Raw genomic sequence first — 15,434 nt, 5'->3', positions numbered from 1 at the left:
GCACCCCGACGCCCCTGACCTACCGCGACGCGGGGGTCGACATCGACGCCGGCAACGACCTCGTCGAACGCATCAAGCCGCTGGTGAAGCGCAGCTTCCGCCCCGAAGTGATGGGCGGCCTGGGCGGCTTCGGCGCTTTGTTCGACCTCTCCGGCAAGTACCGCGAGCCGGTGCTGGTCTCCGGCACCGACGGCGTGGGCACCAAGCTGAAGCTGGCCCAGCAGCTGAACCGCCACGACACCATCGGCATCGACCTCGTGGCCATGTGCGTGAACGACGTGCTGGTGCAGGGCGCCGAGCCGCTGTTCTTCCTCGACTATTTCGCCACCGGCAAGCTGCACATCGACACCGCTGCGGCCGTCATCGGCGGCATCGCCCGCGGCTGCGAGCTCTCGGGCTGCGCGCTGATCGGTGGCGAGACCGCCGAGATGCCCGACATGTACGCGCCGGGCGAGTACGACCTCGCCGGTTTCTGCGTGGCCGCGGTGGAGAAGAGCGAACTCCGCGACGGCGGCCGCGTACGCGAAGGCGATGTGCTGCTGGCCCTGCCCTCGTCGGGCCCGCACAGCAATGGCTACTCGCTGATCCGCAAGGTGCTGGCCCGCGCCGGCTTCGACGCGGCCAAGGGCGGCCTCGACGTGCAGGTCGGCGGCGTGCCGCTGATCGACGCGCTGATGGCGCCGACGCAGCTTTACGTGAAGCCGATCCTGTCGCTGCTGCAGGCCTTCCCGGGCGCCGACTCGCCGATCCACGGCATGGCGCACATCACCGGCGGCGGCCTCACCGAGAACATCATCCGCGTCATCCCCGACGGCCTCGGCCTCGACATCGACGCCTCGACGATCATCCTGCCGCCGGTGTTCGAATGGCTGCAGCGCGAAGGCGCTATCGCCGACGCCGAGATGTGGCGCACCTTCAACTGCGGCATCGGCTTCGTCCTGGTGGTGCCGGAGGCGTCGATTGCTGCGCTCTCCGCGACGCTCACCGCCGCTGTGCTGCCGCCGCGCCCGATCGGCCGCGTGGTGAAGAGCGCCGGCGAATCGGTGCACGAGCGCGTGCGCATCGGCTGAGGCCCGGGGGCATGGGCACGGCACGCCGCATCGCCATCGCGCTGTCCGCCCTCGTGGCGGTCGCGACCTCGGCCGCGGCGATGGCCCTGTGGCCACTGGTCCATAAAGACGATTTCGCCTTCATCCAGCACGTGCAGCGCGATGTCGAGTTCGGCTGGTTGCTGCTGCAGGCGGCCGTGCCGCTCTTCGCGATGTGCCTGCTGACCGCGGTGGGCGCGGCCGTGCTGGCATGGCGTCTCGCCACCCACCACCCCGGACGGCCGCCCGAGCGGCAAGCATGACGCCGATGGCCACTACGCCGATCACCGACGACACCGGACGCCAGCTCGATCTGCTGGCCATCTTCCATTACGTCCTCGCGGGCATCACCGGGCTCTTTGCACTGTTCCCGGTCCTGCATCTCGCGATGGGGCTGTGGATGGTGAGCGGCGCATTCCCCGAACAAGCGGCAAAGCCCGGACAGGCGCCGATGGACCCGCAGATGTTCGGCTGGATCTTCGTCGCCATCGCCTCGGTCCTGATCGCCCTCGGCATGACACTGGCGGTCCTGCTGGCCGTCGCCGGGCGTCGGCTGAAGCAGCGGCGGAGCCACACGTTCTGCCTCGTCGTCGCCGGGCTGACGTGCATGAACATGCCGCTGGGCACCGTCCTCGGCGTGTTCACGCTGGTCGTGTTGACCCGCCCCGGGGTGCGCGAGGCGTTCGAGCGCGCATGAGCCTGCGCCTCGCGGTGCTGGCCTCGGGCCGGGGCAGCAACCTCGGCGCCCTGCTGGCGGCCTGCGCCCGGGGGTGCATCCACGGTGGCGTGGTCGGCGTGTTTTCCGACAAGCCGCTGAGCGGCGCCATCGCCTTGGCGGGGGAAGCGGGTGTTCACGCGTGGGCGATGAAGCCGAACGCATTCGAAACGCGCGACGCCTTCGACGCGGCGATGTTCGACGCCATCGACGCGGTTCAGCCCGACCTCATCGTCTGTGCGGGATACATGCGCATCATCGGCGCCGTCGCGATCGCCCGTTTCCCGAACCGCATGATCAACATCCATCCCTCGCTGCTGCCGCGCCACACGGGCCTGCATACGCACCAGCGCGCGCTGGAGGCCGGCGATGCCGAGCACGGCGCGAGCGTGCACATCGTCATCCCGGAACTCGACGCCGGCCCGGTGCTGGCGCAGGCGCGCGTGCCGGTGCACGGCGGCGACACGGCGGAAACGCTGGCCGCGCGCGTGCTGGCTCGCGAGCATCCGCTGCTCCTCGCCAGCGTCGCGGCCGTCGCCAGCGGCGCGCTGCGGCTCGATGCCGACGCCATCCGCTGGCAGGGCGCCCCGTTGCGCGAACCCCTGCGCCTCGGCGACGACGACCGCCTGCACGCCGCGCCCTGAGCGCGGCGCCCTCGACGACACGCCGAAAGGAAGATCCGATGCGTTCGACCCTGCTCCGCGGTGCCTTGGCGCTCACTCTGGCCGCTGCCCTCCCGGCGATCGCCGCGCCCGTCGCGCCGTTCAGCGCGACGTATGAAGTGCGCCGCAACGGCGACGTGCTCGGCGAAGCCACCCTGCGCCTCGCGCGCGAGGGCAACGACTGGCGCTTCACCAGCGAAACGCGCGGCACGCAGGGGCTCGCGAAGATCGCGGGCGTGCGCATCGACGAATCGAGCCGCTTCCGCTACGTCGATGGCCGCCCGGAAACGCTCGACTACCGCTACGCGCAGAAGACCAGCTTCAACTCGCGCGAGCGCAGCGCCGTCGTCGATGCCGCTGCCGGCCGCATCACCCTGCGCAACCGCGACGAGCGTCATGAGGCTCCCTATGTGCGCGGCATCCTTGATCGGCAGCTGCTCACCGTCGCGCTGATGCAGTCCGTCGCCGGCGGGAAACGCGGCGCGCAGGCCCTGCAGGTCGCCGGCCGCAACGCGGTGGAAGCGCAGACCTGGTGGATCGGCGAGGCCGAAGCGGTGCCGATGGACGAGGCCTCCGAGCAGGGCCTGCGCATCGAGCGGCGACGCGACGACGCCAGCGGCCGCACCACCGTGCTGTGGTTGGATCGCGACGACGGCCACCTGCCGCTGCGCATCGAACAGCGCGAGGACGACGGCGAGACGGTCGAGATGCGCCTGCTGCGGCGCGGCTGAAACGAATGGCGCGGTCGACCGCGCCCGGCGATCAGGCCGAGAGGGCCTTCCAGCCGGCCTCGACCAGCCACCACGCCGTGGGCCAGAGGTGGAACAGCGCCCAGGCCTTCATCGCCATCGCGACGAACACTTCGTAGAGGACGATGAAGTAGCCAACCGTCACGGCGAGCCAGAACAGCGCGAACAGGAACATCAGGCCGTCGTCGGCCATCAGCGCCAGCGCGGCGCAGATGATGGCCAAGGCCGGCAGCAGGTTATTCAGCGGGATGCCGCCCACCGGGATCGCCAGCAGCAGCGCCGCGGCCACCACGAGGGAGCCGGCGATGCGATGGCCGCGACGGCCTTCGGTCCAATGCCCGAGGCGCGGACGGACGAGTTTCGACGCCCAGCCCAGCACCTTGCGCGCAGCGGCGGCGAGCTGGCGCCACTGGTTGGCGTCGAGCTGCGCCTGCGAGAGTGACTCGGGCAGCCACGGGCGCGCATCGCCGCGGGCGAGCTGCCAACCGATGCCGGCCAGCGCGAGACCGCCGATGGTGCCCAGGGGGCCGAGCGAGATCGGCTGCAAGAAGGGCAGGCACAGCACCACGAGGGTGAAACCGAAGGCCGAGGCACCGCCCGCACCCAGCACCTCGCCGACGCGCGGCGGCACCGGGGCGTTGGCCGCGGCGTCGAGGGCCGCGAGGATGTCCTCGCCGACGCGCTGCACGCGATCAGCCCGGCAAGCGGCGGATGCGCGCGCCGAGGCCGCCGAGCTTCTCTTCGATGTTCTCGTAGCCGCGATCGATGTGGTAAACGCGGTCGACCGTGGTTTCGCCTTCGGCGACCAGGCCCGCCAGCACCAGCGAGGCCGAGGCGCGCAGGTCGGTGGCCATGATCGGGGCCCCGGTCATCTTCGGCACGCCGCGGATGATCGCCGTGTTGCCCTCGATGCGGACGTCGGCGCCGAGGCGCGTCAGTTCGTTCAAGTGCATGAAGCGGTTCTCGAAGATCGTCTCCGTGATCACGCCCACGCCCTCGGCGATGGTGTTCATCGCAGCGAACTGCGCCTGCATGTCCGTCGGGAAGGCCGGGTACGGCGCGGTGGTGAGGCTGACCGCCTTCGGACGGTTGCCGCGCATGTCGACCTCGATGAAGTCATCGCCCGTGTTGACGTGCGCACCGGCCTCTTCGAGCTTCTGCAGCACCGAATCCATGATGTCCGCGCGGGTCTTCTTCGCCATCACGCGGCCGCCGGTCATCGCACCGGCCACGAGGAAGGTGCCGGTCTCGATGCGGTCGGGCAGCACGTCGTAGTGCCCGCCGTGCAGGCGGTCGACGCCGTGGATGATGATCTTGTTGCTGCCGGCGCCTTCGATCCGCGCACCCATGGCGATCAGGCAGTTCGCGAGGTCGACGACCTCGGGCTCCTGCGCGCAGTTCTCGAGCACCGTGGTGCCCTCGGCGAGCGTGGCGGCCATCAGCACGTTCTCGGTGCCGGTGACGGTGACCATGTCGAACACGAAGCGCGCGCCCTTCAGGCGCTTGGCCGTGGCCTTGATGAAGCCGCCTTCGACGAGCACCTCGGCGCCCAGCGCCTGCAGGCCGCGGATGTGCTGGTCGACCGGGCGCGAGCCGATGGCGCAGCCGCCCGGCAGCGCGACCTGCGCATGGCCGAAGCGGGCCAGCAGCGGGCCGAGCACGAGGATCGAGGCACGCATCGTCTTCACCAGCTCGTAGGGTGCGATGGTGCTGGTGACGTGGCGCGGGTCGGCCGTGATGGTGAGCTTCTCGTCGACGATCAGCTGTACGCCGAGCTCGCCGAGCAGCTCCATCGTCGTGGTGACGTCGTGCAGGTGCGGCACGTTGCCGATCTCGACGGCGTTGTCGGCCAGCAGGGTGGCGCAGAGGATCGGGAGGACGGCGTTCTTGGCGCCGGAAATCTGCACTTCGCCGTTCAGCGCTTCGCCGCCGGCAATCACGATCTTGGCCATGTCAGTTCCGGTCGGCTTCGTCAGGGGTGAGGGTGCGGAGGGCCAGGGCGTGGATCTCGCCGCCCATGCGCTCGCCGAGCGTCGCGTAGACCATGCGATGGCGGGCCAAGGGCAGCTTGCCGGCGAAGGCCGGCGTGATGACCGTGGCTTCGAAGTGCACGCCGTCGGCGCCCTCGACGTGGACCCGGGCGCCGGGCAGGCCAGCTTCGATCAGCTGGCGCACGAAATCTGCATTCATGGAGGAGGCGAAGAGGGCCGAAGGCCCTGCCGTAAACTAGGAGGCTCATTGTACTCCCCGAAGGCTTCCCATGAGTGCTCCAGCGGCCGCCGCCGCCCCCGGATTGCCCGATTTCGCCCGCACCGGCCGGCGCGTGATCGGCGAGGAAGCCGCCGCCCTCTCGGCCTTGGCCAGCCGCCTCGACGGCGCCTTCGGCGCGGCCTGCGCGCGGGTGCTGGCCTGCCACGGCCGCGTCGTGTGCACCGGCATGGGCAAGTCGGGCCATATCGCCCGGAAGATCGCCGCCACGCTCGCCTCCACCGGCACCCCGGCCTTCTTCATGCATCCGGGCGAGGCCAGCCACGGCGACCTCGGCATGGTCACCGAGCGGGACGTCGTTCTGGCGCTGTCCTACTCCGGTGAGAGCGACGAGATCCTGATGATCGCCCCGGCGCTGAAGCGCATGGGCGTGCCGCTGATCGCCATGACCGGCCGCCCGGGCTCGTCGATGGCCCAACTGGCCGACGTGCACCTCGACGTCTCGGTGCCCTCCGAGGCCTGCCCGCACAACCTCGCCCCGACCACCAGCACCACGGCCTCACTCGCGCTCGGCGACGCGCTCGCGGTGGCGGTGCTCGAGGCCCGCGGCTTCACCCCCGAGGACTTCGCCCGCTCGCACCCGGCCGGCGCACTGGGCCGCCGCCTGCTGCTGACCATCCGCGATGTCATGCACGCCGGCGACGACGTGCCGCGCGTCGCCGCGGAGGCTTCGATCGCCGAGGCGCTGGTGGTGATGAGCCGCGGCCGCCTCGGCATGACCGCCGTCGTCGATGCGGACGACCGGCTCGTCGGCGTGTTCACCGACGGCGACCTGCGTCGCGCGCTCGACAACCCGGCGCTGGACGTGCGCGGTGACGCGGTGGCGAAGGTGATGGGCCGCTCGCCCAAGACCATCGCGCCGGACGAGCTCGCCAGTGCGGCCGTCCACGCGATGGAGGAGCACAAGGTCAATGCGCTGGTGGTCGTCGACGCCGAGCGGCGCGTCGTCGGTGCGCTGAACTTCATCGACCTGCTCAACGCGCGGGTGGTCTGAGCCATGGCCTACGCCCACCTCGCCGACTATCCCGCCGACATCCGCGAACGCGCGGCGCGCGTGCGCCTCGCCTGCTTCGACGTCGACGGCACTTTGACCGACGGCCGCCTGTGGCTCGACGCCGAAGGCCGCGAGCTCAAGGCCTTCGATATCCATGACGGCATGGGCCTGCGCCTGCTCGAAGAGCACGGCGTGCGGGTCGCGCTGGTCACGGCCCGCCACAGCGCCGTCGCGGAAGCGCGCGGGCGCGAGTTGCGCCTGACCGAGGTGCACATCGGCGTCAAGGACAAGCGCGCCCTGCTCGAATCGCTGTGCGCGAAGTACGGCCACACCCCGACCGAGGCCGCGATGATGGGCGACGACCTCGTCGACCTCGGCGCCATGGGCATCGCCGGCCTCGCCGTCGCGCCCGCGAACGCGCACGCCTGGGTGAAGGAACGCGTGCATTGGCGCACCCGCGCCGGTGGCGGCCAGGGCGCCGCCCGCGAGCTCTGCGACCTGATCCTCGGCGCGCAGGGCAAGGCCGAGGCCGTGCTGGCAGGCTTCCTGCGATGAGCCGTCTCTGGCTGGGCGTGCTGCTCGCGATCGGCGCGGCCGCCACCGGCGCCGCGCTATGGTGGCTGCGCGAACCGCCGGCGCCGCCCACCATCGACAGCCGCGCCGATTACCGGCTCGAAGGCTTCGAGATGACGGCCCTGAGGAAGGACGGCAGCGAGGGCTTCACGGTGGTGGGGCCGTTGCTCGAGCGCGACCAGGACGCCCAGATCACGACGCTGACCGAGCCGCGCTTCGGCTTCCCGGGCGAAGCCCCCGGGCAACGCTGGGACGCCCGCTCGGCGACCGCGTGGATCGGCCCCGACAACGACGAAGTCCGGCTGGAAGGCGGCGTGGAGATGCTTGCGCCCCAGGAGGGCGACGGCCGCCAGGCGCGATTCAGCACCGACCACCTGAGCGTGTTCACTGAATCGGAGCGGGTGCGCACCGACGCCGCGGTGACCGTCACCCAAGGCCGCTCTATACTTCAGGCGACCGGCCTCGACGTGGACATGCAGGCCAAAACCTACGAGCTCCTCGCCGATGTCGATGCGACGTTCTATTCCGAGCCTTCTGGTCGTCCTGCTGCCCCTGCTGACGTCCCCCGCCCTTGAGGCGCGCAACAACGACCGCGAGCAGCCGATGGGCGTGCGCTCCGACCGCCAGACCGGCGGCCTCGGCGACGACGACAGCATCGTCATGAGCGGCAACGTCGAGATCACCCAGGGCACGTTGCAGGTGAATGCCGCGACGGCCACGGTCGAACGCCGCGGCGGCGACGTGCAGCGCATCGTCCTCGAGGGCAGCCCGGTGCGGATCCGTCAGGAGAACGACCGCGGCGAGGTCGTCGATGCGCAGGCGGCGCGCGTCACCTACGCGCCCGACGACGAGATCATGCTGTTGGCCGGCGGCGCCCGCGTGGCGCAGGCGCGCGGCGACCTGCAGTCCGAGACCATCCGTTACAACCTCGACACCGGCAGCATCGACAGCGGCGGCGACGGCAACCGGGTGCAGATGACGATCCAGCCCAAAGCCCGCCCGGCCGGCAACTGATGCTGTCGGCGCGCGCGCTCTCCAAACGCTACAAGAAGCGCGAAGTCGTCAAGGATTTCGGCTTCGACCTGCATCCCGGCGAAGTCGTCGGCCTGCTCGGGCCCAACGGCGCCGGCAAGACCACCTGCTTCTACATGGTCGTTGGCCTCGTACCGAGCGACGCCGGGCAGATCCTGCTCGACGGCCAGGACATCAGCAGCCTCGCCATGCACCAGCGGGCGCGCCGCGGCGTGGGCTACCTGCCCCAAGAAGCCAGCGTGTTCCGCAGCCTCTCCGCCGCCGATAACGTGCGCGCCGCGCTCGAACTGCGCGAAGACCTATCCCCTCAACAGCGCGAGGCCGAACTCGGCCACCTGCTCGACGAACTGCACATCGTCCATGTCGCCGAGCAGCGGGGCGAAAGTCTCTCGGGCGGCGAACGGCGACGCATCGAGATCGCCCGCGCCTTGGCCGCAAACCCGCGCTACATGCTGCTGGACGAACCCTTCGCGGGCGTCGACCCGATTTCCGTCGGCGAGATCCAGGGAATCATCCGGCACCTCAAGCACCGCGGGATCGGCGTGCTGATCACCGACCACAACGTGCGCGAGACGCTGGGCATCTGCGACCGCGCCTACATCCTCAACGCCGGCACGGTGCTGGCGCAGGGCTCGCCGAACGACGTGCTGATGAATCCCGACGTCCGCCGCGTCTACCTCGGCTCCAGTTTCACGATGTAACGGCGATGAAGCCCGCCCTGCAGGCCAAGCTCGGCACGGCGCTGGCACTCACCCCCCAACTCCGGCAGGCGATCCGCCTGCTGCAGCTTTCGCAGATCGAACTCGAGGCCGAGCTGCAGGCCGCCGTCGAATCGAACCCCCTGCTCGAACTCGCTGAACCAGGCGACGAGGAGGGCGCCGCCGCCGCGACGCTGGAGGGCAGCTCCGGCGACGAGTCTCCAGGGGATGCGGAGGGCCCTGGCGCCGAGGCGGGCGACGACGTTGCCGGGATCGACGACGACCTCGGCGGCGAAGACTGGACGCTCGGCGACGAGGAGTCCGGCCCGCGCCAGCGCGATGACGATGACGGCGAACGCGAGGAAGCCGGCGCCGCGCCGGGCCTGCACGAGCACCTGCGCTGGCAGCTGCGGATGAGCGTGCACTCCGCCCGCGACGAGGCCATCGGCGAAGCCGTGATCGATGCGCTGGGCGATGACGGTTACCTGCGCGAGCCGCTCGACGCCCTGCCCGCCGCCCTGCCCGACGGGCTCGAGGTCACGCTGGACGACGTGCGGGCCCTGCTGCGCCTCGTGCAGCAATTCGACCCGATCGGCTGCGGCGCGCGCGACCTCGCCGAATGCCTCGGCCTGCAGCTGGCCGCCTTGTCCACGGACACGCCGGGCCTGGCCCTCGCGCAGCGGCTGGTGGCCGGGCACCTCGACGCCATCGCCCGGCAACGTCCGGACCGGCTGGCCGCCGAACTCGGTGTGGATCCGGCCGATGTGCTCGAAGCGATCGCCTTGGTGAAGTCGCTTGACCCGAAACCCGGCGCGCGCTTCGACGGTGCACCAGCCGAATACGTGCAGCCGGATGCCATCGCCTTGAAGCAGCGCGGCGTCTGGCGGGTGCGCATGGCCCGTGGCGGGGGTGGGCTCCGACTCAACGCGCACTACCAGGGCCTGATCGGGCGCTGCAGCCGCGACGACGACGCCTACCTGCGCGGCCAGCTGCAGGAAGCGCGCTGGCTCATCAAGGCCCTGGAGAACCGCGGCGAGACCCTGCAGCGCGTCGCCGAGGCCATCGTCCGCACGCAGAGCGCCTTCCTCGACCACGGCCTCGAAGCGATGCGGCCGCTCACCCTGCGCGACGTCGCCGAGCAGCTCGATCTCCACGAATCGACGATCTCGCGCGCCACGACGCGCAAATACCTGCGAACGCCGCGCGGCACCTTCGAGTTCAAGTTCTTCTTCAGCACCGGACTGGCCACCGAGCATGGTGGGGCCGCCTCGTCCACCGCCGTGCAGGCCATGATCCGCAAGATGATCGAGGCCGAACCCTCGGGGAAACCGCTTTCGGATCAATCGCTTGCCGACGCACTGAAGGCCGAGGGCATCGCCGTGGCGCGGCGCACCGTGGCGAAATACCGTGAAGGGCTGGGCATTCCGCCGTCCTCCGAACGCGGGCAACGCTGACATCGAAATTTGACGTGGGTCCCCTTCGCCCCCTCCCCCGAGGGGCGTATGCTGTTTACCAGTGAAGGTTTGTTTGTCCCAGCAAGGAGAACGCGCCCATGCGCCTTGAAGTGAGCGGCCACCAGATCGACATCACCCCGGCCCTGAAGGACTTCGTCACGGCGAAGCTCGAGCGGATCTCCCGCCATTTCGACCACCATCTCGACGTGCGCGTCCTGCTTTCCGTCGACAAGCTCCAGCACAAGGCCGAAGCCACGTTCACCCCCCGCGGCAAGGCGCTGCACGCCGAAGCCGAGGCCGCCGACATGTATGCCGCCATCGACCTGCTGGTCGACAAGCTCGACCGCATCGTGCTCAAGGAAAAAGAGCGCATCACCGACCACCACCGCGGCGAATCCGCCGTCCGCTCCGGCAGCTTCGGCTGAAGGCATCGCGGCCCCACAAGCCCCATCCCCATGCACCTCCTCGACCTCCTGGCGCCCGCGCGCGTGCTCGCGGGCGCCAAGGTTTCTTCCAAGAAACGCCTGCTCGAACAGCTGGCCCAGCTGCTCGGTGAAGGCAATGCCGAGCGCGAACGCGCGCTCTTCGACAGCCTCTGCCAGCGCGAACGCCTCGGCAGCACCGGGCTCGGCCACGGCGTCGCCATCCCGCACGGCCGCAGTCCGGCACTGACCGTCGCGACGGGGGCCTTCATCCGCCTCGCCGAACCGGTGGATTTCGGCGCCAGTGACGGCCAGCCGGTCGACCTGCTGTTCGCGCTGGCGGTGCCGGAACACTTCACCCAGCAGCATCTCGTGCTGCTCGCCCAGCTCGCCGAGATGTTCGCCGACGAGGGCTTCCGTTCTCGTCTTCGCGCGGCCACCGACAGCGACGCGCTCTACCGGCTGGTCGCCGACTGGCATCCCGGCCACTCCGCGGCGGCCTGAGACGGCCTCCGCATGCTGCCGCGCCGACTCAGCGCCCGCGAACTGTTCGAACAGCACCGCGACCGGCTCGGGCTGCGCTGGCTGTCCGGCCAGGCCGGCGGCGACCGCGCCCTCGAAGCCGAGGAACACCGCACGCGGCGGCCGTCGTTGGTGGGGTACCTCAACGTCATCCACCCGAACAAGCTGCAGATCCTCGGCCGCGAGGAGCTGCAGTGGCTCGATTCGCTCGACGCCCGCCAGCGTTGGGAAACCCTGCAGAAGATCGTCGACTTCCGCCCGCTCGCGCTGGTGATCACCCGCGACCAGGGCTGCCCCACCGACCTGCGCGACATCGCCGAGGAAACCGGCACGCCGCTGTGGATCTCGCCGCAGGCCGGGCATGAACTGCTCTCGCAACTGCAATACGTGCTGGCGCGTGCGCTGGCGCCGCGCATCACGCTGCACGGCGTGTTCATGGAGATCTACTCGATCGGCGTGCTGATCACCGGCGAGTCCGGCCTCGGCAAGAGCGAGCTCGCCCTCGAGCTGATCTCGCGCGGCCACCGACTCGTCGCCGACGACGCCCCGGAGTTCACCCAGATCGCCCCGGACGTGCTCGATGGCACCAGCCCCGAGCTGCTGCAGGACCTGCTGGAAGTGCGCGGCCTCGGCATCATGAACATCCGCCAGATGTTCGGCGACACCGCGGTGAAGCGGAACAAGTACCTGCGCCTGATCGTCAACCTCGTGCGTCCCGGCGAGGCGGTGGACGTGGAAGGCCTCTCGCGTCTCACGGGCGAAACCGCTGCGCGCCCGGTGTTCGGCCTCGACGTCCCGGTGATCAATCTACCGGTGGCCGCAGGCCGCAACCTCGCGGTGCTGACGGAAGCCGCCGCACGCCTGCACATCCTTCGCGCCAAGGGCGATGACCCGGCGGCCGCCTTCCTCGCGCGCCACTCCGCGCTGCTCGACAAGGCCGCACCATGAGCCGCTCACTCACCGTCGTCTCGGGGCTGTCCGGGGCCGGCAAGTCCGTCGCCCTGCGCACGCTCGAGGACCTCGGCTACTACTGCGTCGACAACCTGCCGGCCGACCTGCTGCCCGGCTTCGTCGACAGCGTCGGCGCCAGCGAGACGCACCAGAAGCTCGCGGTCGGCATCGACGTGCGCAACCACCACGCCGACCTGGGCAGCATCGGGCAGTGGCTCTCGGCGGTCGGCGAGCGCGGCTACCAGCACCGCCTCGTGTTCTTCGACGCGGCCGACGCGACGCTGGTAAAGCGCTACTCCGACACCCGCCGCCGCCATCCGCTGTCCCAGCTCGGGCTGGCCCTGCCCGACGCCATCGCCCTGGAGCGCCAGGTGCTGCGCCCGGTACGCGCCTTGGCCGACCACGTGTTCGACACCACGGCGCTCAACGTCCACCAGCTGCGCAAGCTCGTGCTCACTGAGCTGGAAGCCGGACGCCGGCCGGGCCTCACCGTGCTGTTCGAGAGCTTCGCCTACAAGCGCGGCCTGCCGGTCGACGCCGATTTCGTCTTCGACACCCGCTGCCTGCCGAACCCGCACTGGGACCCGGCCCTGCGGCCGCTGACCGGCCGCGACGCGCTGATCCAGGCGCACTTCGCCGGCATCGCCGAAGTGCAGGAGTACGTGGCCGAGGTGCGGGACTTCGTGGAGCGCTGGCTGCCGCGCTTCGAATCCGAAACCCGCAGCTACCTCACGATCGCCTTCGGCTGCACCGGCGGCCGGCATCGGTCGGTCTACCTGGCCGAGACCCTGGCCGCGCATTTCCGCGACCAAGGGCGCGACGACGCCCTGACGTACCACCGCGAACTCGAGTGAGCCCGCGGCGCCGTCGCTTGCCGACGCGCCATGGGGGTTTGCTAAGGTTCGACGCATGGCCGTCGGCATCCTCCTCGTCACCCATCCCGGGCTCGGCAACGCCCTGCTCGAAACCGCGTCACGCCTGCTCGGCAAGCTGCCGCTGGAGGCGCGGGCGTTCGAGCTCGAATTCGACGCCGACCTCGGCGTGCAGCTGCCGCGCGCCAGCGCCGCGCTGAAGAAGGTCATGGGCGACGATGGCGCCCTGCTGCTGACCGACGTCTACGGCGCCTCGCCGGCCCGGCTGGCGCACCAGCTCACGCAGATCGCCTCGCCCTGCCGCCGCGTGGCCGGGCTGTCGCTGCCGATGCTGCTGCGGGTGATGAATTACGGCGACCAGGGCCTCGAGGACCTGGCGCGAACCGCCGCCAATGGCGGCCGCAACGGCGTGGTGCTCGACGATGCTTGAACGGCAGATCCCCGTCATCAACCGCCTCGGCCTGCACGCGCGGGCCTCGGCCAAGCTCGTCCAGCTGCTCGGCGGCTTCAAGGCGCAGGCCACGCTGGTCGGTAGCGGCCGCGAGGTGAACGCGAAATCCATCATGGGCGTGCTGCTGCTCGCGGCGGGACAGGGCAGCACGGTGACGCTGCGCACCGACGGTCCGGACGAAACCGAGGCCATGGCCGCCGCGGAAGCCCTGTTCGCCCGACGCTTCGACGAGGAGAGCTGATGCGGCGCGCGCTGGCCGGCGTCGGGGCATCGAAGGGTCTCGCCCTCGGCCGCGCCCGCGTCCGCCACCCGCACGTCCTCACGCTCTCCGAGGAAACCATCGCGCCGGAAGCCATCGAGGCCGAGCTGGCCCGCCTCGACGCCGCGATGCAGGCCGCCCGCGACGAACTCGGGGGGCTGCGCGAAAAGCTGCAGGGCGCGCTGGCGCAGGAGATCGGCGAGTTCCTCGACCTGCACGTGCTGATCCTCGACGACCCGGAACTGCGCCACGGGCTGCGCGACCTGATCCAGACCGGACGCTACTCCGCCGACTACGCGCTGAAGCTGCAGCGCGACCGCCTCGCCGCAGTGTTCCAGGCGATGGACAACGACTACTTCCGCACGCGGCTCGACGACCTCGACCACGTGATCGGCCGCGTGCATGCCGCCCTGCACCGCCGACCGGACGACGGCCAGCTCGGGCTCGCCGGCGAGATCCTGGTCGCCGACGACATCGCCCCGGCCGAGCTCGCCGAGCTCTCGCGCCAGCAGCTGCTGGCCGTGGTGACGCGCGCCGGCAGCCCGCTGTCGCACAGCGCGATCATCGCGCGCGGCCTGCACCTGCCCATGGTGGTGGGCTGCGCCGATGCGCTCTCGCACGTCAACGACGGCGACGCGCTGCTGGTCGATGGCCGCGACGGCCTGCTGGTGGTCGAACCCAACGCCGACGACCTCGCCCGCTACCACGTGGCGCGGGCGAAGATCGAGAAGAAGCGCGCCCAGCTCGACCGCCTGAAGCGGGCGCCGACGCGGACGCAGGACGGCATGGACATCGGCCTGTACGCCAACGGCGAGCGGCGCGAAGAGATCGCCGAAGCGCTGTCGATGGGCGCGGACGGCATCGGCCTCTACCGCACCGAGTTCCTGTTCATGGGGCGCCCGCAGGTGCCCGACGAAGACGAGCAGTTCCACGCCTACCGCGATGCCGTGCTCGGCATGGCCGGCAAGCCGGTGACCCTGCGCACGCTCGACCTCGGTGCCGACAAGGCCGACAACAGTGGGCTCGCCCTGCGCAACGAGCCCAATCCGGCGCTCGGCCTGCGCGGCGTTCGCCTGTCGCTGTCGCGGCCGATGCTTCTCGACGCCCAGCTGCGCGCGATGCTGCGCGCCTCGGCCTTCGGCCCGGTTCGCGTACTGGTGCCGATGGTGACCGCGCGCGAGGAAATCGAAGCGGTCAAATTCCGGCTCAATGCGCTGGCCGCGCGGCTGCGCGACGACGGCGTGCCGATCGGCGAACACGTGCGCTTCGGCGTAATGGTGGAGGTACCCGCCGCGGCGCTGACGCTGCTGGACTACGCCGACCTGATCGACTTCGCCGCCGTCGGCACCAACGACCTCGTGCAATACCTGCTGGCCGCCGACCGCACGCATGAAGCGCTCGACGGGCTCTACAGCGAACGCCACCCGGCGGTGCTCCGCCTGTTGCACCAGCTGTTCGCGCAGGCGCGCGATGCCCGGCTGCCCATCCATGTCTGCGGCGAACTGGCCGCACGTGCCGAGGACGTACCGCTGCTGCTCGCCCTCGGCCTGCGCGATTTCAGCGTGCATCCCGGCGCGGTGCTGGAAGTGCGCGAAGCGATCCGCGCCGCGGACGTCGGCAAGCTCAGGCGCCGGGCGGCCTCGCTGTTGCAGTGCCGCGAGCGCGCCGAGGTGGAGCGCTGGCTGGAGCGCGTGCGCGCCCTCTGAGCCGCCGCCTCGGCGCGC

21 protein-coding genes are annotated in these 15,434 nt (G+C 70.6%); 18 read left to right on the top strand and 3 right to left on the bottom strand.

Translation table 11 applies throughout. The features are described from left to right. Window positions 1-14: 14 nt before the first annotated feature. Genes purM through O9255_RS06965 form a run of 5 tightly spaced genes read left to right on the top strand, consistent with a single transcriptional unit; the run spans window position 15 to window position 3,196 of the window. On the top strand, window positions 15-1,070 hold the full coding sequence (purM, locus tag O9255_RS06985; RefSeq protein WP_345781365.1) for a phosphoribosylformylglycinamidine cyclo-ligase: 1,056 nt from the start codon (window positions 15-17) through the stop codon (window positions 1,068-1,070). A gap of 11 nt (window positions 1,071-1,081) precedes the next feature. Next, entirely contained in the window at window positions 1,082-1,351 is a 270-nt protein-coding gene (locus O9255_RS06980) for a hypothetical protein (protein ID WP_297866137.1), read from the top strand. Beyond that, on the top strand, window positions 1,348-1,785 hold the full coding sequence (locus O9255_RS06975; RefSeq protein WP_297866136.1) for a hypothetical protein: 438 nt from the start codon (window positions 1,348-1,350) through the stop codon (window positions 1,783-1,785). The genes O9255_RS06980 and O9255_RS06975 overlap by 4 nt, the downstream gene beginning before the upstream one ends. Beyond that, window positions 1,782-2,447: a phosphoribosylglycinamide formyltransferase gene (gene purN / locus O9255_RS06970; RefSeq protein ID WP_345781363.1), complete on the top strand. Its 666-nt coding sequence runs from the start codon at window positions 1,782-1,784 to the stop codon at window positions 2,445-2,447. Before O9255_RS06975 ends, purN begins: the two co-directional genes overlap by 4 nt. Window positions 2,448-2,485: 38 nt before the next feature. Beyond that, window positions 2,486-3,196, top strand: a complete 711-nt coding sequence (locus O9255_RS06965; RefSeq protein WP_297866135.1) for a DUF3108 domain-containing protein — start codon at window positions 2,486-2,488, stop codon at window positions 3,194-3,196. A 31-nt stretch (window positions 3,197-3,227) separates the two neighbouring features. On the opposite strand, the gene O9255_RS06960 is transcribed toward O9255_RS06965, so the two are convergent. The 3 genes from O9255_RS06960 to O9255_RS06950 are packed head-to-tail and all read right to left on the bottom strand — an operon-like array spanning window position 3,228 to window position 5,404. Then, on the bottom strand, window positions 3,228-3,902 hold the full coding sequence (locus O9255_RS06960) for an exopolysaccharide biosynthesis protein (protein WP_297866134.1): 675 nt from the start codon (window positions 3,900-3,902) through the stop codon (window positions 3,228-3,230). 4 nt (window positions 3,903-3,906) lie between these two features. Next, window positions 3,907-5,166 carry a UDP-N-acetylglucosamine 1-carboxyvinyltransferase gene (murA, locus tag O9255_RS06955; RefSeq protein WP_297866133.1) on the bottom strand — a complete coding sequence of 420 codons (1,260 nt, stop codon included), beginning with the start codon at window positions 5,164-5,166 and terminating at the stop codon, window positions 3,907-3,909. A 1-nt stretch (window position 5,167) separates the two neighbouring features. Continuing rightward, window positions 5,168-5,404, bottom strand: a complete 237-nt coding sequence (locus O9255_RS06950) for a BolA/IbaG family iron-sulfur metabolism protein (RefSeq protein ID WP_297866132.1) — start codon at window positions 5,402-5,404, stop codon at window positions 5,168-5,170. Between the two features lie 70 nt (window positions 5,405-5,474). Between O9255_RS06950 and O9255_RS06945 the strand changes: the two genes are divergently transcribed. The 13 genes from O9255_RS06945 (at window position 5,475) to ptsP (ending at window position 15,416) form a co-directional block, all read left to right on the top strand. Continuing rightward, complete coding sequence (locus O9255_RS06945; RefSeq protein ID WP_297866131.1) at window positions 5,475-6,476, top strand: KpsF/GutQ family sugar-phosphate isomerase; 1,002 nt, start codon at window positions 5,475-5,477, stop codon at window positions 6,474-6,476. A gap of 3 nt (window positions 6,477-6,479) precedes the next feature. After that, the gene (locus tag O9255_RS06940; RefSeq protein WP_297866130.1) at window positions 6,480-7,031 is read left to right on the top strand and encodes an HAD hydrolase family protein; all 552 of its coding nucleotides are present in this window, start codon (window positions 6,480-6,482) and stop codon (window positions 7,029-7,031) included. Continuing rightward, entirely contained in the window at window positions 7,028-7,624 is a 597-nt protein-coding gene (gene lptC, locus O9255_RS06935) for an LPS export ABC transporter periplasmic protein LptC (protein ID WP_297866129.1), read from the top strand. The genes O9255_RS06940 and lptC overlap by 4 nt, the downstream gene beginning before the upstream one ends. Then, window positions 7,554-8,063, top strand: a complete 510-nt coding sequence (gene lptA / locus O9255_RS06930) for a lipopolysaccharide transport periplasmic protein LptA (RefSeq protein ID WP_297866128.1) — start codon at window positions 7,554-7,556, stop codon at window positions 8,061-8,063. The genes lptC and lptA overlap by 71 nt, the downstream gene beginning before the upstream one ends. Then, the gene (lptB, locus tag O9255_RS06925) at window positions 8,063-8,782 is read left to right on the top strand and encodes an LPS export ABC transporter ATP-binding protein (protein ID WP_297866127.1); all 720 of its coding nucleotides are present in this window, start codon (window positions 8,063-8,065) and stop codon (window positions 8,780-8,782) included. Before lptA ends, lptB begins: the two co-directional genes overlap by 1 nt. A gap of 5 nt (window positions 8,783-8,787) precedes the next feature. Next, entirely contained in the window at window positions 8,788-10,233 is a 1,446-nt protein-coding gene (locus O9255_RS06920) for an RNA polymerase factor sigma-54 (RefSeq protein WP_297866126.1), read from the top strand. A 98-nt stretch (window positions 10,234-10,331) separates the two neighbouring features. Continuing rightward, window positions 10,332-10,658 carry a ribosome-associated translation inhibitor RaiA gene (gene raiA / locus O9255_RS06915; protein WP_297866125.1) on the top strand — a complete coding sequence of 109 codons (327 nt, stop codon included), beginning with the start codon at window positions 10,332-10,334 and terminating at the stop codon, window positions 10,656-10,658. Between the two features lie 30 nt (window positions 10,659-10,688). After that, window positions 10,689-11,159, top strand: a complete 471-nt coding sequence (gene ptsN, locus O9255_RS06910; protein WP_297866124.1) for a PTS IIA-like nitrogen regulatory protein PtsN — start codon at window positions 10,689-10,691, stop codon at window positions 11,157-11,159. Between the two features lie 15 nt (window positions 11,160-11,174). Next, complete coding sequence (hprK, locus tag O9255_RS06905; RefSeq protein WP_297866232.1) at window positions 11,175-12,125, top strand: HPr(Ser) kinase/phosphatase; 951 nt, start codon at window positions 11,175-11,177, stop codon at window positions 12,123-12,125. Continuing rightward, a complete protein-coding gene (rapZ, locus tag O9255_RS06900) occupies window positions 12,122-12,982 on the top strand; it encodes an RNase adapter RapZ (protein WP_297866123.1) in 861 nt (286 codons plus the stop codon). The genes hprK and rapZ overlap by 4 nt, the downstream gene beginning before the upstream one ends. 55 nt (window positions 12,983-13,037) lie before the next feature. Continuing rightward, complete coding sequence (locus O9255_RS06895) at window positions 13,038-13,430, top strand: PTS fructose IIA subunit family protein (protein ID WP_297866122.1); 393 nt, start codon at window positions 13,038-13,040, stop codon at window positions 13,428-13,430. Beyond that, window positions 13,423-13,692: an HPr family phosphocarrier protein gene (locus O9255_RS06890; RefSeq protein ID WP_297866121.1), complete on the top strand. Its 270-nt coding sequence runs from the start codon at window positions 13,423-13,425 to the stop codon at window positions 13,690-13,692. Before O9255_RS06895 ends, O9255_RS06890 begins: the two co-directional genes overlap by 8 nt. After that, window positions 13,692-15,416: a phosphoenolpyruvate--protein phosphotransferase gene (gene ptsP, locus O9255_RS06885; protein ID WP_297866120.1), complete on the top strand. Its 1,725-nt coding sequence runs from the start codon at window positions 13,692-13,694 to the stop codon at window positions 15,414-15,416. The genes O9255_RS06890 and ptsP overlap by 1 nt, the downstream gene beginning before the upstream one ends. Window positions 15,417-15,434: the final 18 nt, after the last annotated feature.

This window comes from Silanimonas sp. (assembly GCF_027530345.1).
In the GTDB taxonomy this organism is placed as follows: domain Bacteria; phylum Pseudomonadota; class Gammaproteobacteria; order Xanthomonadales; family Xanthomonadaceae; genus Silanimonas.
Note: the sequence above shows the minus strand (reverse complement) of the source record. Positions and strands in the feature narration are given on the sequence as shown.